This is a genomic window from Pedobacter gandavensis, from assembly GCF_032678465.1.
Lineage (GTDB): Bacteria > Bacteroidota > Bacteroidia > Sphingobacteriales > Sphingobacteriaceae > Pedobacter > Pedobacter gandavensis_B.
This window is the reverse complement of the sequence record NZ_JAVTSK010000012.1, coordinates 107,987-131,428: the sequence shown is the minus strand read 5'-3', so window position 1 is coordinate 131,428 and position 23,442 is coordinate 107,987. Positions and strand designations below refer to the sequence as shown.

Annotated in this window: 13 protein-coding genes; 5 read left to right on the top strand and 8 right to left on the bottom strand. The window is 40.8% G+C overall.

The window, feature by feature from the left end:
- Nucleotides 1-37 precede the first annotated feature (37 nt).
- The 4 genes from R2Q94_RS19425 to R2Q94_RS19410 all read left to right on the top strand — a co-directional run bounded on the left by R2Q94_RS19425 (nucleotide 38) and on the right by R2Q94_RS19410 (nucleotide 3,859).
- A complete protein-coding gene (locus R2Q94_RS19425) occupies nucleotides 38-421 on the top strand; it encodes a helix-turn-helix domain-containing protein (RefSeq protein ID WP_316823145.1) in 384 nt (127 codons plus the stop codon).
- Entirely contained in the window at nucleotides 418-666 is a 249-nt protein-coding gene (locus tag R2Q94_RS19420) for a hypothetical protein (RefSeq protein WP_316823144.1), read from the top strand. The genes R2Q94_RS19425 and R2Q94_RS19420 overlap by 4 nt, the downstream gene beginning before the upstream one ends.
- 79 nt (nucleotides 667-745) lie before the next feature.
- Nucleotides 746-3,436 carry a glycoside hydrolase family 78 protein gene (locus R2Q94_RS19415; protein ID WP_316823143.1) on the top strand — a complete coding sequence of 897 codons (2,691 nt, stop codon included), beginning with the start codon at nucleotides 746-748 and terminating at the stop codon, nucleotides 3,434-3,436.
- A gap of 102 nt (nucleotides 3,437-3,538) precedes the next feature.
- A complete protein-coding gene (locus R2Q94_RS19410) occupies nucleotides 3,539-3,859 on the top strand; it encodes a hypothetical protein (RefSeq protein ID WP_316823142.1) in 321 nt (106 codons plus the stop codon).
- A 91-nt stretch (nucleotides 3,860-3,950) separates the two neighbouring features.
- Here the strand turns inward: R2Q94_RS19410 and R2Q94_RS19405 are convergent, their stop codons facing one another.
- From R2Q94_RS19405 to R2Q94_RS19375, 7 genes are all read right to left on the bottom strand, one after another.
- Nucleotides 3,951-5,831 carry a beta-galactosidase gene (locus R2Q94_RS19405; RefSeq protein ID WP_316823141.1) on the bottom strand — a complete coding sequence of 627 codons (1,881 nt, stop codon included), beginning with the start codon at nucleotides 5,829-5,831 and terminating at the stop codon, nucleotides 3,951-3,953.
- Nucleotides 5,832-5,999: 168 nt separating this feature from the next.
- Nucleotides 6,000-8,003: a BNR-repeat neuraminidase N-terminal domain-containing protein gene (locus tag R2Q94_RS19400; protein ID WP_316823140.1), complete on the bottom strand. Its 2,004-nt coding sequence runs from the start codon at nucleotides 8,001-8,003 to the stop codon at nucleotides 6,000-6,002.
- A 188-nt stretch (nucleotides 8,004-8,191) separates the two neighbouring features.
- Nucleotides 8,192-9,091: an SMP-30/gluconolactonase/LRE family protein gene (locus R2Q94_RS19395; RefSeq protein ID WP_316823139.1), complete on the bottom strand. Its 900-nt coding sequence runs from the start codon at nucleotides 9,089-9,091 to the stop codon at nucleotides 8,192-8,194.
- A gap of 101 nt (nucleotides 9,092-9,192) precedes the next feature.
- The gene (locus tag R2Q94_RS19390; protein ID WP_316823138.1) at nucleotides 9,193-11,889 is read right to left on the bottom strand and encodes a glycoside hydrolase family 2 TIM barrel-domain containing protein; all 2,697 of its coding nucleotides are present in this window, start codon (nucleotides 11,887-11,889) and stop codon (nucleotides 9,193-9,195) included.
- A 35-nt stretch (nucleotides 11,890-11,924) separates the two neighbouring features.
- The gene (locus tag R2Q94_RS19385) at nucleotides 11,925-13,799 is read right to left on the bottom strand and encodes a RagB/SusD family nutrient uptake outer membrane protein (protein WP_316823137.1); all 1,875 of its coding nucleotides are present in this window, start codon (nucleotides 13,797-13,799) and stop codon (nucleotides 11,925-11,927) included.
- A 12-nt stretch (nucleotides 13,800-13,811) separates the two neighbouring features.
- Nucleotides 13,812-16,898, bottom strand: coding sequence for a SusC/RagA family TonB-linked outer membrane protein (locus tag R2Q94_RS19380; protein ID WP_316823136.1), 3,087 nt, complete (start codon nucleotides 16,896-16,898; stop codon nucleotides 13,812-13,814).
- A gap of 304 nt (nucleotides 16,899-17,202) precedes the next feature.
- Nucleotides 17,203-19,086, bottom strand: a complete 1,884-nt coding sequence (locus tag R2Q94_RS19375) for a 7TM diverse intracellular signaling domain-containing protein (protein ID WP_316823135.1) — start codon at nucleotides 19,084-19,086, stop codon at nucleotides 17,203-17,205.
- A gap of 213 nt (nucleotides 19,087-19,299) precedes the next feature.
- Between R2Q94_RS19375 and R2Q94_RS19370 the strand changes: the two genes are divergently transcribed.
- Nucleotides 19,300-20,715: an alanine/glycine:cation symporter family protein gene (locus R2Q94_RS19370; protein ID WP_316823134.1), complete on the top strand. Its 1,416-nt coding sequence runs from the start codon at nucleotides 19,300-19,302 to the stop codon at nucleotides 20,713-20,715.
- A 116-nt stretch (nucleotides 20,716-20,831) separates the two neighbouring features.
- Here the strand turns inward: R2Q94_RS19370 and R2Q94_RS19365 are convergent, their stop codons facing one another.
- Nucleotides 20,832-23,345 (bottom strand): DUF4982 domain-containing protein, encoded by a 2,514-nt coding sequence (locus tag R2Q94_RS19365; protein WP_316823133.1) that lies wholly within the window; start codon nucleotides 23,343-23,345, stop codon nucleotides 20,832-20,834.
- Nucleotides 23,346-23,442 lie beyond the last annotated feature (97 nt).

Below are 23,442 nucleotides of genomic sequence, written 5' to 3'. Positions count from 1 at the left end.
TAACCCGAGGTAACCATACTTCAATTCTAAAAAAAAGATGATGGCTGTAATAAATGACAAAGGCATATCCACCGAGGCCACATGTGAACAGGAAAGACTAGCCATATTGGATACTTTTGAGGTATTAGGCGGAAAATGGAGGCTCAGAATTATGCGGTATTTAAATGGCAGGATTGATGAGCTGAATACTTTTAAAAAAATCCAGCGGGAAATTGAAAACATTTCTGCTAAAATGTTAACCAAAGAACTGCAGGATCTGGAATTGAATGGTCTGGTATCCAGAACGCCCATGGAGACCCGTCCAATCCGGGTAAGCTATGCCATTACCGAATATGGCAAGAGTGTGCTTCCTTTAACAGAAAGTATTGCCCAATGGGGATTAGACCACAGAATGAAAATTAAGGAGGAAACAAAATCATGAGTAAGTACCAGCAAGAATGGAAAAAATTGCTTCAGAAAGAGGAAGCATTTGCAGGATGGAAAATCAGATCCAGTGGTGGTGACCTGCTGATCCGTGTCACTGAAGACACAGATATGGATGTTTTAAAAATGCAATTTTCGGACATGATTGGACCATTTGCCCCGTTGATCCAGTCGCCCAAAACCACACTGAAATTTTATGTAGGCAATAGCGCTGAATCCGATTTCATCTTTACTTTAAATTAACTTAGGTTTGCGCTTTCCTGAATCCCGGATATGAAGTATTTATCCGCATTAATCGGGAAAAATAAATATCTTCATAAATATGAAGCGCTATTTATTAAACCTGATCCCTTTCTCTGCATTACTGATGATTAACCTCCCGGTATCTGGACAAATTTCAAGCATGGGTCCGGCTAAACCCATCTCTTTAAAATGTGAGCATTTAGTCAACCCAATTGGTATTGATTCAGAAAGTCCAAGGCTTTCCTGGAAGATGGACGACCCCCGACAGAATGCCCGGCAAACTGCTTACCGGATTATTGTGGGCACTGATTCTTTGGCCATCACTAAAAAACAAGGTAACATTTGGGATTCCGGAAAAATAAGTCTTGACAGCAATCTGATCAATTACAAAGGGAAAGCGCTATCCCCATTTACCCGCTATTTCTGGACGATTGAACTTTGGGATAAGGATAAAAAACGATCATCAGTAACACCAGTGGCCAATTTTGAAACGGGGATGATGAAAATGGAGAATTGGAAAGGCGCCTGGATCAGCGACAATAATGACATCAATAAGGGAGAAGCACCCTATTTTAGAAAAGCTTTTTTCAATTCCGCTAAAACGATAAAACAAGCGCGAGCTTATATTACTGCAGCTGGACTGTATGAACTTTATTTAAACGGTAAGAAAGTGGGTGATCATAGGTTAGACCCTATGTATACCCGGTTTGATAAAAGAAACCTGTATGTCTCCTATGATGTAACTGCCCAACTTAAAAAAGGCGGAAATGCGGTTGGTGTGTTACTTGGCAATGGCTGGTATAATCATCAGGCCCTTGCCGTCTGGAACTTTGACAAAGCGCCATGGAGAGCAAGGCCAGCGTTTTGTCTGAATTTAAAGATCACTTACGAGGATGGGACGACCGCATTAATTACTTCTGATGAGAGCTGGAAAACCAGCACCGGTCCTATTGTATCAAGCAACATCTATACTGCGGAACATTATGACGCACGATTGGAACAAGAAGGTTGGAATACCAGCGATTTTGATGATCAGAAATGGAATGCGGTGAGGCTGAGCAAAGCACCTTCTGGTCAGATCCTGAGTCAGACGATGGTACCCATTCGCAATGTGGAAGAAATTTCGATGAAGTCCATGAGGAAATTTAATGACACCAGCTATGTTTTTGATTTGGGCAGGAACATTTCCGGAGTTACAAAAATTAAAGTTGATGGTCCTGAAGGAACGGTCATCCGTTTAAAACATGGAGAGCGCCTCTATCCGAACGGCCATGTTGACCTGTCAAATATTGATGTCTACTATCGTCCAAAAGATGACAAGGACCCTTTTCAAACCGACATCATCACTTTATCAGGGAAAGGGAGTTTAGAATTTATGGCGAAATTCAATTACAAAGGCTTTCAATATGTCGAAGTAACCAGCAGCAAAGCTATACAACTCAGTAAAGAAAGTATAAAGGCTTACTTTATGCACAGCGATGTGGAAGCAACAGGAAAAATCAAATCCTCAAACCCATTGATTGATAGATTATGGTGGGCCACAAATAACTCCTACTTGTCTAATCTGATGGGCTACCCTACTGATTGTCCCCAGCGTGAAAAGAATGGCTGGACAGGCGATGGTCATTTTGCTGTTGAAACCGGCTTATTCAACTTCGATGGGATCACTGTATATGAAAAATGGCTGGCAGATCACCGGGATGAACAGCAACCAAATGGCGTACTTCCCGATATTATTCCAACCGGCGGTTGGGGATATGGGACTGCCAACGGAACGGATTGGACCAGCACGATTGCCATTATTCCCTGGAATCTTTATTTGTTTTATGGAGATAGCCGGGCACTTGCCGAATCCTATTCCAGTATAAAAAAATACGTGGATCACCTGGAAAGCATTAGTCCGACCGGATTAACCACTTTTGGAAGAGGCGACTGGGTGCCTGTTAAATCTGAATCTTCTTTAGAATACACCTCTTCTACTTACTATTATGTAGATGCAGTGATTCTGGCCAAAGCAGCCCGTTTGTTTGGCAAATCAGCGGATGAAAAGTATTATAGCGCATTGGCTCAGAAAATTAAAAATGCCATTAACGATAAATATCTCAACGCTCAAACCGGCATTTATGCGACAGGTACACAGACCGAGCTGAGTATGGCCTTGCAATGGGATTTAATCCCTGAAGCTGGATTAAAAGCCAAAGTGGCGGCAAACCTGGCTAAAAAGGTAGCTGCAGCTGGCATGCATTTAGATGTTGGGGTTCTTGGTGCCAAAGCCATTTTAAATGCGTTGAGCGATAACGGAGAGGCAGAGACAGCCTATAAACTGGCGGCTCAGGACAGCTACCCATCCTGGGGATGGTGGATGGTGAACGGGGCCACTACACTTTATGAAAATTGGGACATTCATGCGGCAAGAGACATTTCTTTAAACCACATGATGTTTGGAGAGATTGGCGCCTGGTTCTTTAAAGGACTTGGAGGGATTCATCTGGATGAAGAAAATCCAGGCTTTAAGCATATCCTGCTCCGCCCAAACTTTGTATCAGATCTGGATCATTTCGAAGCGGAACATGATGGTCCATATGGTAAGATCAAATCTTCCTGGAAAAGAACAGGTCAAAAGGTAATTTATGAAGTAAATATTCCTGCAAACTCCAGTGCGCGCATTACTTTCCCCTTATCAAAGGATAAAAAAGTTTATCAATCTGGCAAGGTGATCCAGCCTGAGGTACATGTAAATGCAGGAAAACAACGATTTGAAATTTATTAGGCAAAATAAAATAATCTCAGTATATTGTATTGTAATTCCAAAGCGAAACCACTCAATAAATCAGCGCTTTATGGAATCAATGGAAACCTTAACCTTAGAAACATGAACCAAACAGATTTTGATTTTTCGCATAAGTACGATCAATTCATTACTGAATTGAATGCGGCTATGAATTATAGAGATTCCAGAGGCTACCTCATTTTAAACCCTGAGAGTAAATTAGAAAATGCTTTTAACGAACTATATGTACACTACTGTGATCAAATCTTAGCACCAAATCATCAGGGTGCATTGGATGATGCCGCTCTTGCTTATTATTATTTCTGCACTTCTACTGGCCGTCATGACCAACTGAACATACTTGTTCAGAAACTTGGAACCAAAATGATAAAAAAGTTCGAGAAGTCTGCCTACAGTAATTGAGCTTACATCTGCCTACAATAAATATATGATATACAAAAAAACCCGGTGAGCAATAAACTGCTACCGGGTTTTATAATTTAATAGGTCTTTTTTATTTTGGAAGACCGTTTTCTGGTTTTAAATCTTCCAGAATTGGCGTTTCAATTGATTTAACGCTTTTCTGCATCACTTCGTTCTTTTGTTCAAAGATCACAATGTCATTCTTCCCTGCTTTCAACCAGCAACCTGGTAAATACAAGGTTTGTTGTGGGCCAACACTCCAGTAGCGACCGATATTGATGCCATTCACAAATACAATACCTTTACCAAAATCACGCATATCCAAAAACGTATCTCCCGTTTTAGTCAGGTTGAACGTCCCCTGATAGATGGCAGGCTTTCCGGCAGTAGCAGAATTCTTAGCAGCCGCTAAATTAGGTGCTACATCCATCGGTAATTTGTACATATCCCAGTTCCCTGTAATGGTCTCGCCATTGATCAGCAGTGGTGAAATGATGCCTTTTGTGCTGTTTACAATTTTAGCACCGTAATTGATTCTCCCCATATTCTCCACTACAATGTCTAAAGTGGCATTGAATGGAATGTCGATATCGCAATCGTACTTTTTGTAATAGCTATTCAGTTCGGCTACTTTTACACCGTTTACATAAATCAGGGCGTAATCTCTTAAGCCTTTCAATTCAAGTTTGCCACTGATCGGTTGATTGAATTTTCTGCTATACCAGACATAACCATGTCCCTGATTTAATTCTTCAAAAGTTAATGGATTGTCTGCGCTTACCGGGCTGATTTTATCTTTAAAATCTTCCAGGTCTACTGCTTCACTCAATATAATTTCAGGAATTGCAATTACTGGTGTTTTTGCCGGAACAGCTGGCGTTTCCGGTTTTTTCAATAATTCACGCAATGCATTATACTTTTCTGTAGCCCATCCCGCTTCGCTAATTGGCGCATCGTAGTCATAGCTGGTAAGATCCGGCTGAATGTCGTGTTTATTATCGTAGTTAGCACCAGAAGTAAAGCCAAAATTTGTCCCCCCATGCACCATATAATAGTTAAAGGAAACATTACCATCCAGGTATTTTTGAGTCTGTTTTACAGTGCTTTCTGTTTTCACTTTCGGAAATGGCTCTGCCCAGTGGTCTAACCAGCCAGGGTAAAATTCAGCAACCATATAAGGTCCTTTGCCATCATGAAATTTGTTGACAATATCCTTCAGCTTAGTGACATCACCTTCCCCATTTGCGGTTGGCAAAGCACCCGGCAATGCACCACCTTCAAATAACCAGCTGCCGTCTGAAGTAAAGAAAGGCACGTTGAAACCTACATCTTTTAATTGTTGAAATACGGCTGAGCTGTACTTTTTATGGTCTTCTAAAGCAATGTCTTTACGTTGTGCTACATAAGATCCAAACTCATTTTCTCCCTGAACCATGACGATTGGCCCACCATTGCTGACCAACAGATTTTTCACCTGTGCATAAAGTTGGGTAAAATAAGCTTTTGTTGCGGCAAGGTATTGCGGGTTATTGCCACGGATCACCATTCCAGGAGTCTTTTCCAGGAACCATGGGTATCCGCCAAATTCCCATTCTGCACAAACATATGGACCTGGTCTAAGGATCACTAAAAGCCCCTCTTCCTGAGCGATTTTAATATATTCTGCAATGTCTTTGTTTCCGGATTTGAAATCCCATACTCCCGGAGCAGTTTCATGGTAATTCCAAAACACATAAGTAGCTACGGCATTTAAGCCCATTGCTTTCATCATCTTTAAACGATGACGCCAATAAGGTTTTGGGATTCGGGCATAATGCATTTCCCCGCTATGGATTTGGACGGCTTTTCCATCCAAAAGGAAATTTCCATCGGCAATGGCGAAAGTATGCTTTGCTGATGTTTTTTTTACCTGGGCCTCTGAGTGTCCGGCTAAAGCCATACATACGAGTAGCGTCAAGAATGTTTTCTTCATGTTTCGTTTTGTGGTTATTTATCGATATTAGGTTTTAAAGGTATAATTTTCTTAAGTAATCACTGGATATTATAGTTGTCTCATACAAAACCGGGCAATTTTATCGTTAAATTCATTAAAAATAGGGACAGTTTTAACGTAGCCTGAAAAAGCTGCGACAGCATGCAGCTATTTTTTGGTTGAAGTATCAAACACGGTCAACACCGCCGCATGATCCGAAACCCAGATGTCATCTATATCGGGCGCAGTCCGAATGATTCTGGACGATTTGGCTTGTATCCCTTCTCCTTTATAATAGACAAAATCGATTCTGGAAGTTTGCAGATGTCCGAAAATAACCGCAAATGTCCCACCCTGGTGGCTAAGTTCATTGGGTTGCAATTCACGAAAACTATCTTTATATCCTCTGTCCATCATCAATTTCGAAGTTGGCAATGCTACCGGACCATAGCCATAATGAAGTGGAGCTGCCCTTAAGGTCCAGTCCAGATGGCTTCCAGAATTAAAGTCACCAGCAACAATGACTGGCATATTGGCACTGGCCATCACCGGATCAATATCCTTATCCATGTTCTTGATGGCATCAGCCGTATTTAAGCTCAGGTCTTCTTCGATCCAATCATTGGTATTAAACCCTGGATTGACGTAATGATCTGTATATTCGTATTTGTAAGCATAGCGTAACCACCAATCGGCCAGTAAGACCTTCCTTTTATTGGGAAGTTCGATCGTTGCTACATTCGATTTAAAATGATCATTAGATGGATGTTGTATCATTGGGTATCGGCTAAACAAAGCCAGATTCGCATTTGCGGAAGGTGTTTGCAGATGAAAATCCAAAGCATCAGCGAGCAGCTGCTGTGAACCATAGGCCTCCTGCATGCTCAGTACATCTGCATTGGTTTGTTTGATCAGTTCCTGAACACGATCTGTTCCCTGATCAGTATGTAATCCACCATGCCATATATTCCATTGCAGCAATTTTAAAACATTAGGATCATTGCCTGAATTTTGAGTAACCGTTTTATACACCTGATCCTCTTGAATTTCAGGATAGTAATTTTTACCATTTAAAGCAAAAACCGGGAGACTTGCATGTAAGGTATCCCCTGGAATGGCATCTTTGGCCACATCAAAAGTCAATAGAAAATAATTCACTCCTTCCTTTAACTCTGGTGCTTCATGACCATGCTTGTTAGTGGAGCTCAGTTTTCCAGGGGCTCCTTTGAACTGAATTTTTTGTTGAGCCATTGTTCCTGTTCCAAACAGTTCTTTCTTTTCCGTAGTTCTCGGGGAAGCACCCGTATAGTAAAGATGTACGTTAGAAATATCTTTTAGTCTGGTTGTTTTGGATAAATCGAGTGTTAACGAGGTTAACTTCAGCGGGCTTTTACTCCCATTCAGCACGATCCTAAGTTTCAAAACCTGATCGTCTTTTGCATCCTGATCTACATTCCATTCGCTCTGAATGGTTACCGCATTAAAAACCTGTTGCGGATGATCAGCTCCTTGAAATCCTGGATTTGTATTTTTTACTAAAACTGCAGTCGGAATATTTCCTTTATAATTTATCTTACCATTTCTTAGGTGGTAAGGTAGATGGCCTTTTCCAACCAGATTGAGCACTACGTTATGCTGCATTTGATCAAAAGTGTAATAAGCCTTTAAACGATTAAAATCAGGATGCTTCCTATCGATGGATTTTCCCATCCAGGCTTTAATTGTAGCACCGCTAAGGGCTTTATCCCAGATTCGGACTTCATCAATATCACCTCCAAAGCTCTGGGAACTCGACATTGAAGTACCAATTACTCCAGGTAAAATTGAGCTGACAACTGCGGCATTGCCTACCTCTTCCCCGTCCAGAAAAAGCCGGGTCTGCTTTCCATTGCAAGTAGCGGCAATATGATGCCATTGGTTATCCAGTTTCATTGGACTACTTAAATTGGCCATGTTGTTGAAAAGCCGGCCATCTTTAATCATTAAGGGAAGACTATCTATATTGCTGAGATGTCCGTATTCTCCGGCACTAATGATTGCTTCTATAGGTTTCCAATTCAGATCATCCCCCTTAACCCAGGCTTCTAAAGTCCAGTTTTTGGAGATAATGGGCATTCCAATCGCCGGATTGTTATCATTACCGTCTAAATGAAGTGCGGAATTAACCAGCATTCTTTCATTTATTTTTGAATTTTGAGCATTTGTAATGGATACTGAAAATAAAAACATGCTGGTTAAAAGCATTGATTTACTTTGAATATTGAAAAGACTGAATAGATTCATAAAACTGATTTCCTACAACCTAAGTTAAAGTAATTATAGGATTGGCAACTTAATTTCATTGCGCAAACGTTTGTTTATCATTCTATTCCCTTTACGTTCATTGGTAGCTTATAAATTGCCTGTCGCGCGGTAATAAAAAGGATGTTCTTATCTTTTCCTGAGAAACAAAGATTGGTAGGTTGATGCGGGACTTTAATCTGGCCAATATTTTGTCCCTGGGGATTAAAGATCAGAATGCCAGAGGCGGAAGTCAGATAAATATTTCCTTTTTCGTCCAGCGTCATTCCATCAGAACCATATTCCATCAGTAATTTCTTTCCGCTCAGCTCTCCGTTTTTTTCAATTGAATACTGGTAGGTTTTCCTGGCAGCGATATCGGCCACATATAAAATCCGGCCATCGGCGGTACCAACAATTCCATTTGGTCTGAGCATTCCATCTGCAACCCGTCTTGCCTGCTTTGCTCCTTTAGGAAGATAATATACATCGTTACTCCCCATATCATTAGCGGTTCGGGTCCAGTAATCGCGCTTATAATATGGATCCGTAAAATAAATCGCTCCGTTACTGCTGATCCAAAGGTCGTTAGGACCATTAAATTGCTTCCCTTCAAAATCTGCCAGTAATACCTTTACTTTCCCCTTAGTACTAATCGACCATAATTCACCATTTGCATCGGCACACACCACAAGATTTCCTTTGGAATCGAAATAGGTACCATTGGCTCTGCCTGATGATTTCAGAAATACCGACAGTTTTCCATCTACACCATACTTCCATATTTTATCATTTGGCTGATCGGTAAAAAATACGTTACCTTCTTTGTCTGGGGAGCATCCTTCTGTAAAACTAAAATCACTGCCCAGCAATTTGAGTTCATCCTGAACAAATAGACCTGAAGCAGTTTGATCAGCTTCCTGTGCATAAAGAAAAGAAGAAGAAAACAGAAAAATGAAGAGTAATTTAAAAGTGGTCATTTCAAATGAGGGAATAATTATCGAGGTAATTTATGGTTTTATTTGAACTGCATGAAGAAAAATCATCCACAAGCCTTAATTTAAGTGCAAGACGATAGGTTTCAATAAAGCTTTCTAAGTGATACTGCATTTAAAACCGCCTGACCTTTTAAGGGAATGAAATCTAGTGTAATTCCTTTTCCATCCATTACCTCGATTCTGATAGACTTTTGAGCTGCGCTGGCATATCCGTATTCTTCCTGAATATTGAAATCTTTCAGAAATACTTTTCCATTCAGGTTCAGACTAAAAATCCGCTGTTCTGCTATCTCCTTCCCCTGATAATTGTCCAGGTTATAAGCCAATGCCTCCTTTTGTTCTCCTCCCAGCAATTCCGAGAAGTATAAGTTCAATTCATAAAATCCGTTAGGAACATCGATTTTGTAGGCTGAGAGCCCCATCCTTTGGGTCTGATAAATGGGATCAAGGTCAGTACCGCGAATGTTTTTATCTGATCCATAAGGAATTCTATTATTTCCAGCTTTAAAAACCGTTCCCCCAATATAGCCCCATGCCCCTTTACGATAAGGTTGATCTGGCAACCATAATCTATGATTTGCCTCTTCTATGAAATGGCGTTGAGCACCTAACAAAACATTCAAGGTGCTGAAATCATGATCATCAGTAAGCTGATCAGGTAAAAGCTTGAATTCTATCATTGCCTGATCGTTAAGTTCCGGATCTAGCGGATTGATCACTTTCAGTACATTCGTTCCGGCTACAAAAGGAACTTCCCAGGTACAAATATGGTCTATGCTTTCTTTGAGGCCAAGACTTTTCCCGTTCAGGAATAGCTCTGCATTTTTCAAATTGGTAGCCACCTGAACTGGCTGGATTGCATAAGATTTATATGCTTCTGCAGTACCTGTTCGTTCTTTCCAGGTTCCTGAAGCAATTTTAAGGAATGGGCGTTTTAATAAATACGCCTGGTAGAGGTAATATGTGTCTTTAGCTTGCCGTCCGAGGGTCAATAAACCTTTGTTATTGACATGTGGCATCGTTTCTTCCCTGCTTTCTGAACTAAAATCAGCGAGGTTCCAGACCATTCCTCCATTTACAAAAGGACGGCTCAGCATTTCATTCAAATACACCTGACTAAATTTGACTGCATACTCTACACTTTTATCGAATCGTTCGGGCTTAAAAGACCTGATTCTCGAATCTGCATCGGCACCAAATTCAGTAATCAGCAAAGGTTTATCTGGTAATTCCCGATGATGTTTGTCCAGGAACTGGGCAAAACCATCAAGTGTTCCGCCATACCAACCCTGATATAAATTCCAGCCAATAACCATAGGGATTTTTGTTAAGCCAACTTTATGATAGCGCTCGAAATCTCCATGCAAAGCCATCATGGTATATCTGGAGCTGTCTTCCTTGCGGGTCAATGCTTCTAAAGCTTCCGCAAGTTCTTGTATATGCTTAAAATACAATTCTTGTCTGGCTTTATCCGCTCCAAACTTAGGGCGCAGCAATACTTCATTCATATAGGCCCACATGACCACACTTGGGTGGTTAAAATTCTGACGGATCATTTCCTGTTGCATATATTTACAGTTCTCGGTAAAGGCCTGGCTTTCGGTGATCGCGTTTACAATCGGGATTTCTACTGATGTCAGGATCCCTAGCCGGTCGCAGGTTTCGAGGATGACCGGATCTTGCGGATAATGAGCGACCCTTAAAAAATTGCCTCCCATTGCTTTTAACAACTCGATATCGCGAATCTGTAAAGCATCCGGAACAGCATTTCCCAGGCCTTCATAATCCTGGTGTCGACTGGCGCCCATCAGCTTTAATGGATTCCCGTTTAAGAAAAAGCCCTTTTCAGCATCAAATTTAAACCACCTGAATCCAACCGGGTTAGAAATTTCATCCAGCAGGCTGGAATCACTGGCATCAATAATACTGGAAACCAGGCGATACAACATGGGGTTGTCTGGCGACCATAATTCCGGTTTTTCTATCTTTGGAAGGTCCATCAGGATTGTTTTCTTTTCCCCTGCTTTTAAGTGTAGAACAATTGTCTTCTGCGCCACCAAATCCCCCTGCTTATTGTACAGAATCGACCTCAGTTTCAATTTACGTCCTTTCTGAGCCGTGTTTTCCAAAACACCTTTAACGCTTACTCTGGCTTGTGCTGCACTGACCTCTGGAGTACTGATGTAAAGTCCATCCGCCCCAAAATCACCATTATAAAAATGAACGGGATCTGTGATTAATAGTCCAACTTTTCTATAGATCCCGCCAAAAAAAGTAAAATCTGCAGAGAGTGGTGCAATGTCTTCCTGATAACGGTTGTTGACCTTTACCCTTATTTCATTTTTGAAATCACCATCAAACTTTAAAAATCTGGTGATAGGAACAATAAACCTGGTATAGCCCCCCACATGCCTGGCGGCAAGCTGACCGTTCACATAGACTTCAGCTTCCTGATTGACACCATCAAAACATAGGAACAAACGCTGCTTTTTCATGGCAGTATTGGTTTTCAAAACCCGTTGGTACCATCCTATTCCGCGGTAATAACCAGGTTCATCATCCATCACATCTGTCGCATTCCATGTATGCGGTAAAGTCACATTTTGCCAGTTTTGCTCCGTTTTACTGAAGGTCCATTGATCATTCAGACCAAGGTACTGCCGACCAGCATTTTTATCAATACCTTTCGAAAAAGAAGGATCAGCAAAAAAAATCAGGAGTAATAATAAGTAGAAAGGTTTAGTCATGAATGCTGTTTTTTTATTTTGGATAAATAGCATGATCAGGCCATTTTACAGCCTGATCATACCAAATTTTATTTATCGAGCGCAGGCACATTGGCTTCATATCCGCTGTACCCTTTATTTTGATTGATGCGACCTCCGGTATTGAACCTTTGGGCACTGGCTGGCACTGGCCAAAGTACATGGTAAGGTGCAATTCTGTAGTTTACACCTTGCAGGGTCTTCACATTATTTTTATAGAAATCATTTTTTTCCATAATCCGATCATAAAAGAAATTCTGATCAGAAAATGCAGACAGGTTATAGGTTTTTCCATTATAGGCAGGTTTCCCAGTCATCGCAAAGAGGTAAGAAATCCTTGTCAACTCTGTTTTCCTTGGTTCTTCCCAAAATAATTCCCGGGCACGTTCATCGAGAATGGTACCGATGTCAATTTTACTAAGGTCTGTAAGTAAGGAAGCGTTTGCTCTTGCCCTTACTACATTGATATCATTCATGGCTAAGCCCAGATCACCTTTCCAATAATGGGCTTCCGCTCTTAACAGGTAAGTCTCCGCTAATCTAAACACATACCAATCTGTATTGGTACCGCGTGGTGGCGACCAATATGGATCGTTGGCCAGGGCATTTGTGGAATTGATGAATACCTTATAATGTGGCCATCCAAACCAATGGCGGATCGTATCTAAGGCTCCATTCTGGAAAACAGTTGCAATATTTGCATCGGTATATTGCTGTAAAGGCTTTCCAAACAAATCTTTATCCATCTGATTTTTGGAAGTCTTTAGTGCAGGATTGTTATATACCAGGTCAGTCATATCCATCCACATCCCTTTAGCATGTCTATAATCGGTTTGATCTGTCCAGATGTATTTTGTGCTGTATGGTGTCCCGCGATATCTGCCAATCCCGCGACCGTACATCCTGGTTAATGGTATTTCAGCAGCTACTGCATCCGTGATGGCCTGTATTCCAGATCCAGATGGAGAACGCAAATTTGCAAAATGCCATGCCGGTACCGTATTGCGCATCAATTGTGATCCGTTAGGTGTGAAACCTTGAAATGCTTCTCTGTCGATCACCAAAAACAACGCTTCTTTATTTGTGGAGATAGCTTTATTGTCCATTCTATGTAAATCCCAAACCACATTTTTACTAGCATCGGCAGCTGTGCTACCAAATCTACTGGTCATCATTCCATATTTACCTCCGCCAATAACATTGTTCGCGGAAGCGATGGCATCATCAAATTTACCCAGGGCAAGATTAACCTTGGTCAGTAAATGACTTACTGCACCTTTAGTCACCTCTCCTTTATTCACATTATCGCTTACCCAGGTTTGTGCAAACTCCAGGTCGGTTTTCATTTTCGCGAGGATAACTTCTCTTTTTGTAGAATAGAAGTCCGATTTTGGAGCATCGAGATCGCTTAATATCAAAGGCACATCGCCAAATTGATGCACTAATCTGTAATAGTAATAAGCGCGGAAAAAATAAGCAGCTCCCAAAATGGCATTTTTTTCTGCTTCATTGCTATATTTTGGAACATCAATTCTTGTAATGATGGTATTTACCTGACGAATTGCCGTATAGGAATTGTCCCAATACCAACCTACTTTATTAAAATCATCACTATTCAGGTTAGCATCCGGAGTGATTCTGGTAATTAAATCCTGAGCCGGCGTACTTTTATCTGTAGTTCCATCTACAGCAACATCTGAAAACAGAGATTCAGTTAACATTGGAGCAGAATCGCCAAAATACTCTCTTCTCAGAATGAGGGCTACCCCATTTAATGCCGCACGCATGGCATTGGGATTATCCAGGTTTTGTGGTGAATAGCTGGACAACTGTTCAGCATCCAGGTAATTTTTTTTACATCCTGTATCTGTTATTAGCAAAACTGCAGTACAGCACAGGAATATTGCTTTGTTTATCTTTTTCATAACGTTAAAATCTTATAAGGAAACATTCAGGCCCAGGGTGTAATATCTGGGTGTAGGGCCATTATTTTCAGGATCCCAGTAATTCCAATTCCGGGTATATACCGCAGCATTATTTACATTGGCATAAATCTTTGCATTTTTCACACGGAGCTTACTGAGTAAATTTTGTGGAATGGTATAGGCCAGTGCAACTGAATTTAAACGGATGAAGGAATTGTCGCGGAAAACGCTAAAGCTAGTCCCACTCGTTCCAGAACTAAGTCTTGCATAATCATTTATTGGATTTTCAGGTGTCCAATAAGGAAGCACGTATGAGTTCTGACGGGCAAATCCAACACTTCCTGGTTGATTTTTAGCGGAATTGTATTCTTTTTTCTGTCCCCAGTTCGATAACAATTGGAAGGAAAAATCAAAGTTTCCGAAAATATTAAACTCATTCCTAAGGGCAAAAATAAAACGGGGAGTACGGTAGCCTAAAAACTGTTTATCAGCATCACTATAGCTATAGTCTCCATTCACATCTTCCAGCTTAAAGTCGCCGGGCTTGATCGCTCCTTTGGTATACTTGGCTGCCTCCGCCATTTCATTTTCCTGCCAGACACCAAGAACTTTATAATCCCAAATGATATCAATGTCTTTTCCGATAAACCAGCCATTTCCAGGATCGTCAGTTGGCAACGCCAGACTTACGATTTTATTCCTTGAAAAGGAGAAGTTAAAATTCGTATTCCATTTGACTTTACCATCTGTGATATTCCTGGATGTTAAACTTAAATCCATCCCTTTGTTACTGATTTCTGCAATATTGGAATACACAAAACTATAACCGCTCACATTTGGCAAGCTTTGTTTTACGAGCAGATGACTCGTTTTCTTATCATAAACATCTATTGCACCGGCAATTCTGTCTTTTAAAACAGAGAAATCCAGACCGATATTAAATGATTTTGTTTGTTCCCATTGCAAATTTGCATTTTGCATTTTTGAAGTAATTGCCAATGTATTTACAGTAGCAGCGGTTCCGCTACCATCTACTGTCTGGTATTTATCGCTCCCTAAAATGGCCAATGCGGCATAGGGATCAACGGTATTGTTGTCTGGGTTTCTCAGGTCTCTATTCCCGTTAATCCCGTAAGAAACACGGAATTTACCAAAGTTTAACCAGGTTAGCGACTTCATAAAAGACTCTTCTGTAAATACCCAGGCAAATGCTGCTGCAGGGAAAGTTGCTCTTTTATAATTGACACCGAAAACAGAATATCCGTCTCTGCGGACAGAGAGCGTTAGGTTATAGCGCTGCATTAGGCTATAATTTAGTCTGGCCATTAAAGCATCACCGGTGTAAATTTTATCTTCTGCGTTCACCACAGGTTTAATACCGGTAGATAGGTTATGGTATCCTAAAACATCGCTTGGAACAAAGCCTTCATTTCCGGCCTGTGTCCACCAGGTTTGATATTTTTCCGCATTGGCCAAAAGGGTAACATCGAAATTATGGATCTCAGCAATGGTTTTGTTCCATTTCAGCAAATGATCGATTTGCCAGTTGTATCGGGTTTCGTTGGCTCGCGTAACCGAACCGCCCGGAGTAGTTACGTTTGGATTTTTTGAAGAAGCATGGTCAAAAGTCCGGTACATATCGATACCGGGACTAAAATTAAGCTGATAAGTAATCCCGAATGGCAGTTTTACCCTACTGTAAACACTTGCAAACAATGTATTTTGTCTGTTCATCCTGCTGTTGTAAGTCATATTCAGGAAGGGATTTCTTGCATTCAATCCATTGTCGTCTGTAGGGATCCGTCTTAAAGTTCCGTCCGGATTGTACATATCACCATAAGGAGAAAGGTTAATTAATTGATTCCAATCTGCCTCTATCGCACTTTCATCACGGTCCGCATATTGTGCATTTATCCCTATCGTCATAAATTTCGCCACCTGACCTTCCAGATTCAATCGTGCCCTTACGGTACTGAAGCCTCCCCCTTTTATCAGATTTTGATTGTTCAGGTAACCTAAAGACATATAATAGCTGATTTCATCCTTTTTACCACTCATACTCAAAGTATGGTCCTGACGCAATCCGGTACGGAAAATTTCGTCGTACCAGTCTACTGTTTTACCAGCGGCATAATTGGCCTTTTCATTTGCCACCAAACCGAGTCTGCCTAACCATACGCCTACAAGATCAGTAGGAACTGGATCTGTAGGCTTAAGGTTCAACCACTGCTCTATAGTTACTCCTGCAGGTAGATTTCTTGGATCATTATACAGGTAAGGTGCTGTAGCTCCACCACTTCTCATCACATCAGCCCGCCAATTCAGGAATCCTTCCCCGGTATAAGGGCGCATATTTTGGGCCAGTGTGGCCATTCCAATATTGGTATTTAAAGTAATGGTAGGTTGATCTCCCCGACCTTTTTTGGTGGTAATTGCCACCACACCAGTAGCGGCCTTTGCTCCATAAACAGCCAAAGAGCTGGCATCTTTTAACACATCCACCGATTCAATATCATTGGGATTGATGTCTGAAAGCTGACCATTATAGATCACCCCATCCAACACGATCAGTGGGGAACTTCCTGCAGTTAAGGTGGATTTCCCCCGTACTAATAAATCTCCACCACCCTTTGCACTTGTACTTAAACCTACAGAAAGTCCGGCAATATTCCCCTTAAGGATATCGGCCACACTTTGTGGGTTTTCATTTTCCAGCTGACTGGCTTTGATGCTGGAAATTGCGCCTGTGGCATCTTTTTTTGTGGCGGTGCCATAGCCAATCACCACCACTTCAGATAAGCCCCTGGCTTCTTCTTCCAGAGTAACATTAATCTGACTGCGGTTATTTACCGGGACATCGAGACTCGTATATCCAATAGCGGTAAAATGTAGACTGGCATTACCGGGAACAGTAATCACATATTCACCTTCTGTTCCTGTAGAGGCCCCAATTTTAGAATTTTTAAGTTTTACGGATACCCCGGGTATTGGTGATCCTTGTTTGTCTTTCACAACCCCTTTCACTGTACGCTCCTGTGCATAGGCAAATACATAGCTGGTTAGAAAGCACACCATAAGAAGTGTAATTCTTTTTCTCATTTTAGCTTGGTTTGGTTTATAAATGGTTTGCTAAAACTAGAGGAAGAAAAGCAAAACAACAAACAAAAAACAAGCTAACTAACTGTAAAACAATTCATTACAAAACAACGTGATACGCTTAAAACGCAATGATAAAATCAGATTTACCTTGATTATCACCTAATTAGGAAACCTCTCCGAATGGCCCTTGATACGCTAAAAAAACATTAAAAAAAATTACAGAAAAAATTCATCTGGCGCGGAAATAAGCTCTTTTTTCATGAAAAACAGCTGCATCAGACAGTTCATCTGAACAGGAAATTGACTACACTGTTGGTTTTTCGGCAAATGATGCTGATTCAAAAATCAATTTACTCCAGCCACCTTCCCCGGCATTTTTCAATTCTTTGTTTCTTTCTTCCAGCAGTTTTTGCATTTTACTGTTATAGGCCCAACAAGTACTTTGTCTGATCAATAACAACTGAGACAATTTATGGGAAGAGATTTTGCCTTTGGTAGAGTAAACCAGGAAAAGCATGTAAAAGGCTTTATTGATGGGGATTCTGCTATTCTGAAAAATGGTGTTTGCAATCACAGATTCATCATAGCCACATTTGGTACACCTGCGACTAAAAGGTAAAAATCCCGCAAGGTACTGGCTATTCATACATTTTTTACATTGGTAACCATTGATCCATTTGAGTTCTGAAAGGTATTTAAAGCAGGTTTCCCGGTCTGGATAGATTTTACTGAATTCTTCAAAATCGACATCTAATGACATCACTCTGGCTCGACTTACCTTCTTGATGTTTTCGTGTAATTCCTGATTGTCCTTTTCCAGCATCGCGTTCATCAGAGAGATTTCTTCATTCTGTTTTTCAATGGTGGCCGCTTTCTGATTCACTTCCTTAGTCCGCTCATCCACAAGGGAACTGAGCTCTTTATTTAAAGTTTCCTTGAGCTGTTCATTGATCTGAAGCTGCTCAATCATCCGCTTTTGAGCTCTGTCCTTTTTCTGCCTTAAGCCCCTGATATTATCGCCAATGGCAAAAGATACCAGAATCATTTCTATGACAAAACAAAAACTCAAACTGTAATGTGTAATCGGACCATAGGGAAGCCAGGGTACATTCAGGAGGACCAATCCTTTAATGATGAAGCCCAGCAACAAAAATGAGTACCCCATCACAAAGAACCTGGCTGGTTTAAAGCCCTTCTTCCAGATATAGATCCCAGAGCCTAAAGCCATCAATAAAGGCAGCACTTCCACCAATTTATACGTAAACAATGACTGGTTGTATAAACAAGCTATAAAAAACAAGGTTCTGGCAATAATTATGACAATGATGGTTTGATATAGCACTGGGGCTTTACTCTTTAAATACAGAAAGTTCAGTGTAAAAAGTAAACCGAACAAACTGCTCAGATATAAAGCTACTCCGTAGCCATATTGATTCCATACGGGATGATCTGGCCATAAATACTGAAATGCAATCCCATCTACACAGGTTTCGTATAATCCAATACTGAGGTTATACAACACATAATATAAATATTGTTTTTGTCGGACAGCAATGAACATTAATAGGTTGTAAAAACTAAAAACAATGATCATCCCATAAAAAAGTCCAAAAAACATATACTCTTCTGTGGCATAATGAACGAACCAATGCATATTTCTAAGCACAATGATCACACTTGCGGATTGTGAAGACCTTACCCTGATGTAATAGGTATCTTCCCCTTCTTTAGAATTATCCAGATTAATGAGGAAATTTTTATGTGCATATTCCCGTTGACCAAACTTGTATTTTGCACCAAATTTAAAGTGCTGGTATTGTCGGCCGGCGTTAAATGCATAGAGATCAATCTCATCAATTGTCTGATCAAAAAACTCAATCACCCAGTTCTCCTGAGATTTTGGATTAAATTTGAGTTTTACCTTAAACCAGTAGGTAGAATTGAGGCTGAAAATTTTTGGCGTATAGATTTTACTTTTTCTGAACTTCAAATCCTGATCTGCTTTCAGAACATCCTGAATAGATAGTGTTCCGGAAACGTCATCCATTAATTCTATTTCTCCATAATTGAAAATGTGGTGTGGGACTTTATCATCAATTGTAACAAATTTCTGTCCTGAAGCAATCAATGATGAAGTACAAAGTAGGAACAAGGCAAAGAGGAATCTAATCGGGAAAATTTTCGTCATTTGGCGTTACAGTATGGAGCATTTGCAGTCCTGAGCAGGTTGGCACAGGAATACAGCTAATTTTTATGCTGTAATTATAGGAAAAATTCCATGGAAAAACTGTGTAAAAGAATGACCTGCTCTTCAGTTATGCGGATAGGTAAAAAACTGTAGCCGAATGTTCTCTAAATTTTATTTCCTGAATTTTAATAATTTCTACTATTTTACAGCCTTATGGAAGAAATTATTACCAGGATAAACGATCTCGTTTGGAGCAATGCATTAATCTTACTTTGTATGGGTACAGGCATTTATTTTTCTGTTGTTACCCGATTTGTACAGTTGCGTTATATTAAAGAAATGGTTGGGCTTTTGTTTGGTGGAGAAAGCTCCGACAAAGGAGTGAGTTCATTTCAGGCATTTGCTATTGCCATTTCCGGACGTATTGGTACAGGAAATATCGCCGGAGTAGCTACAGCTATTGCGATGGGTGGTCCAGGTGCGGTATTCTGGATGTGGTTGATTGCCTTTTTAGGAAGTGCGTCCGCATTTATAGAAGCCACATTAGGTCAGATTTATAAACAGGTGAACAATGGGCAATACCGGGGTGGTCCGGCCTATTACATAGAGAAAGGACTGGGCATCAAATGGTATGCGGTATTATTTGCAGTTGCCACCATTCTAAGTACTGCATTGTTTTTGCCTGGAGTTCAAAGCAATAGCATTGCTTTGAGTATGCACAATGCATTCCAGGTTCCAGTTGCCTATACCGGTGTTGGAGTGGCGATTTTACTTGGATTGATCATCTTTGGAGGCGTAAAACGAATTGGGAAAGTTGCTGAAATCATTGTCCCTTTTATGGCAGGTGCTTATATCCTGATGGCCATCATCATTATGTTTCTTCACATTCAGGAAATTCCCTCAGTGATCATGTTAATTGTAAAATCTGCTTTTAAACTGGAACCCGCTTTTGCAGGGGTATTTGGTATGGCGGTGGCCTGGGGAGTTAAACGTGGAATTTATTCTAATGAAGCAGGTCAGGGAACCGCGCCGCACGCGGCTGCCGCCGCCGAAGTGAGTCACCCGGTAAAACAAGGCCTTGTGCAGGCATTTTCAGTATATGTAGATACCTTATTTGTATGTACAGCTACGGCTTTTATGATCCTTTTTACAGGGAAGTATAATGTGATTAATCCAGAGGGTGGATTTCTTGTAGAGCACTTGCCTGGTGCGGAAATTGGCGCAGCCTATACACAGTTTGCAGTAAATTCCCATTTTCCTTCTTTTGGAACCGGATTCGTTGCGGTCTCCCTGTTGTTCTTTGCCTTTACCACGATTATGGCTTATTATTATATTGCTGAAACGAATTTAAGTTACCTCGACAAAAAGAATAGAAAATGGGCTGTGTGGATATTACGTATCCTGATTCTTTCGGCTACATTTTATGGTTCTGTAAAAACGGCTGAAGCGGCCTGGACTCTAGGTGATATCGGTGTAGGTGTGATGGCATGGCTGAATATTATTGCGATTCTTTTACTCAGAAAACCTGCTTTAAAAGCATTTAAAGATTACCAGGAACAACGAAAAGCTGGTAAAGATCCGGTATTTGATGCAAAAGCATTAGGCATTAAAAATACCGAGCAATGGTAACATTTACCTGAATCTAAAAAGAGTCAACAATAAAAAAGGTGGCTGGAATTGTTCCAACCACCTTTTATATGGAAAGGGATCATGCCCTATTATTCACAAAGCCGCCCGAGGGCGCTTTATTTCCCTGCTTTAGTCACTTCTATTTTCAGAACACTGGATTTTAATCCCTTAGCACTTGCTTCGAAATAGACTACACCAGCTTGCTCATCCGCTTTCACAATTGCCGTTAATTGTCCACTAAAAGCTTTCATTTTCGGTGCCTGAAAAGATTCCAGACTTGCACTATTTCCGTTTGCCACCGCATGGAATTTTCCTGCTCCTTTGGCTTTAAAACTAATCTCTCTGGTATCTTCCGAACATAAATTCCCGTCTTTATCCACCACACTTACCAATACAAAAGAAAGGTCTTTACCATCTGCAGTTAACTTCGTACGGTCTGCTTTCAGCTCCAGATGATGCGGCGCTCCGGCGGTACGGATTTCCTTCTCTTCTACCGCATTACCTTTCGCATCGTAAGCAATTACTTTAACTGTTCCTGGTTCATATTTGGTATCCATCCACATCAGACGATATCTTTTCTGACGGTCAAAAGCTTCCAGGGATTTCTTATCTCCTGTATTGTACACCGTAAAGCTCGTATCCTTTGTTTTTCTCCCCTGGCTTTTTCCATTGATAAACAGTTCTGCCGATGGATAATTGGTATAGACAAATACAGGTGTTGTTTGCCCTACTCTATCTTTAAAGTTCCAGGCTGGAAGAATGTGTAGTGTATTTGCATTTGTATTCCAATGACTTCTATATAGGTAATAGCGGTCTTTTGGAATCCCGGCAAGGTCCACAATCCCAAATAGAGAACTATGACTTGGCCAATTGGTATAGTATGGCGTTGGTTCACCAAGGTAATCAAAACCAGTCCATACAAACTCCCCTATGGCATAGGGTAAATCATCATGCTGAATAAAATTGTCTTCCGGCAAATCAGACCAGCTACAGTGCTCTACATCGTAAGAAGAAACCTGCAGGTCTTCATAGATTGGCATGGCACGTCTGGTCACCGGGAATTTATAAATTCCTCTTGAACTAATCGTAGAAGCGGTCTCTGTACCCAGGATAATTTGTTGAGGAAGTTTTTTATAAGCTTCAGGGTAGGCAAAAGGGCGGTAATTAAAACCTGCTACCTGCATGGTTGCCGCAAAATTATTGTTGATCACAGCTCCTGGATTATCCATTCCCTGGGTCACAAAACGACTAGGATCTTCACGGAAGCAAATGTCCTGAAGGAATTTAGCGATTTTAGCTGCGCCTACTATCCCTTGTTCAGGCACCTCATTTCCAATACACCACATCACCACACTTGGATTATTTCTATAATTGTGGATCAGGTTAACCAGATCTTTTTCTGCCCATTGGTCGAAATACTGATGATACCCGTTTTTTTGCTTTGGCTCTTTCCATTCATCAAAAGTTTCCGCCATCAGCATCATCCCCATTTCGTCACAAGCTTTGACAAATTCTGGAGCTGGCATATTATGAGAAGTTCTGATGGCATTTACGCCCATATCTTTCATGATGCGAATCTGTCTTCTAATGCCAGCATCATTTACAGCAGTTCCCAAAGGCCCCAGGTCATGGTGTAAACAAACCCCTTTAAACTGTGTTTTTTTCCCGTTCAGGAAAAATCCTTTATTGGGAATGATTTCTATCGATCTGATTCCAAAAGTAGTGGAATACTCATCTTTCAGCTCCTTTCCTTCATATAGCTTAGAAAGCGCAGTATATAAAGTTGGGTTTTCAGTATCCCATAGTTCAGGCTTTAACACGATCATTTCCTGATTAAAAGTACCCTGATCATATTTACTTAAAGGTGTTTTAGCACTGGCCACCACTTTACCACTGGCATCCTTAATTTCGGTAGACAACTGAAACTGACCATCAGCAATCTGACCTGTAGCCGCCAGTTTAGTTTTTAAGTTAACCCTGGCAAATTCCTGATTAATTACCGGAGTGGTTAACTGTGTTCCCCAAACCGGAATATGCGCCGCTTCGGTGACCACAATATGAACATTTCTATATATTCCGGCTCCTGGATACCATCTTGAAGATTCAGGAAAATTTTCCAATCTTACCGCCAACGTATTCTCCTGTCCGGCTTCTAAAAATTCAGTGATGTCAAAATGAAAGGTATTGTAACCGTATGGCCAAAATCCTACTTTCTTACCATTGATATACACAGTGGCATTACTCATGGCACCATCAAATATGATGGTTGCTTTTTTACCTTTATTAAATGCAGGCACTTTAAATTTATTCCTATACCAGCCTACGCCTACAAATGGTAAACCGCCAGTACGGCCGGCATGTTCAGAAGCCTCCTTTTGTCCGTCCTGGGCTATCGCTACATGTTGCTTGTCATTATTCGCACTAAAAGGGCCATATATTGCCCAATCATGCGGAACAGTTACATTTTGCCATTTGCTGTCATTGTACTTTGCATTGGTAAACGCTTCCTGATCGGCCCGGGTAAATTTCCAATCTTTCTCCAATAATATTTCGGATCTCTGCTGGGCTATTGCTGAACCATAACCCATACTTAGCCATAGTAAAGCAACAGCAAAATAATTTCTTTTCATATCAATATTTAAACATTCTAGTTCTGGCAGACCTTCCCCAATAGCCCTTCATTGATCATACCACAGGCTAAATATATGCTAAAACGCCATCATTTTG

Bases quoted from the DNA above. Each gene is read 5' to 3' on its own strand.
- R2Q94_RS19425 (WP_316823145.1), top strand. From the start codon at position 38: ATGATGGCTGTAATAAATGACAAAGGCATATCCACCGAGGCCACATGT.
- R2Q94_RS19420 (WP_316823144.1), top strand. From the start codon at position 418: ATGAGTAAGTACCAGCAAGAATGGAAAAAATTGCTTCAGAAAGAGGAA.
- R2Q94_RS19415 (WP_316823143.1), top strand. From the start codon at position 746: ATGAAGCGCTATTTATTAAACCTGATCCCTTTCTCTGCATTACTGATG.
- R2Q94_RS19410 (WP_316823142.1), top strand. From the start codon at position 3,539: ATGAACCAAACAGATTTTGATTTTTCGCATAAGTACGATCAATTCATT.
- R2Q94_RS19405 (WP_316823141.1), bottom strand. From the start codon at position 5,831: ATGAAGAAAACATTCTTGACGCTACTCGTATGTATGGCTTTAGCCGGA.
- R2Q94_RS19400 (WP_316823140.1), bottom strand. From the start codon at position 8,003: ATGCTGGTTAATTCCGCACTTCATTTAGACGGTAATGATAACAATCCG.
- R2Q94_RS19395 (WP_316823139.1), bottom strand. From the start codon at position 9,091: ATGACCACTTTTAAATTACTCTTCATTTTTCTGTTTTCTTCTTCTTTT.
- R2Q94_RS19390 (WP_316823138.1), bottom strand. From the start codon at position 11,889: ATGCTATTTATCCAAAATAAAAAAACAGCATTCATGACTAAACCTTTC.
- R2Q94_RS19385 (WP_316823137.1), bottom strand. From the start codon at position 13,799: ATGAAAAAGATAAACAAAGCAATATTCCTGTGCTGTACTGCAGTTTTG.
- R2Q94_RS19380 (WP_316823136.1), bottom strand. From the start codon at position 16,898: ATGAGAAAAAGAATTACACTTCTTATGGTGTGCTTTCTAACCAGCTAT.
- R2Q94_RS19375 (WP_316823135.1), bottom strand. From the start codon at position 19,086: ATGACGAAAATTTTCCCGATTAGATTCCTCTTTGCCTTGTTCCTACTT.
- R2Q94_RS19370 (WP_316823134.1), top strand. From the start codon at position 19,300: ATGGAAGAAATTATTACCAGGATAAACGATCTCGTTTGGAGCAATGCA.
- R2Q94_RS19365 (WP_316823133.1), bottom strand. From the start codon at position 23,345: ATGAAAAGAAATTATTTTGCTGTTGCTTTACTATGGCTAAGTATGGGT.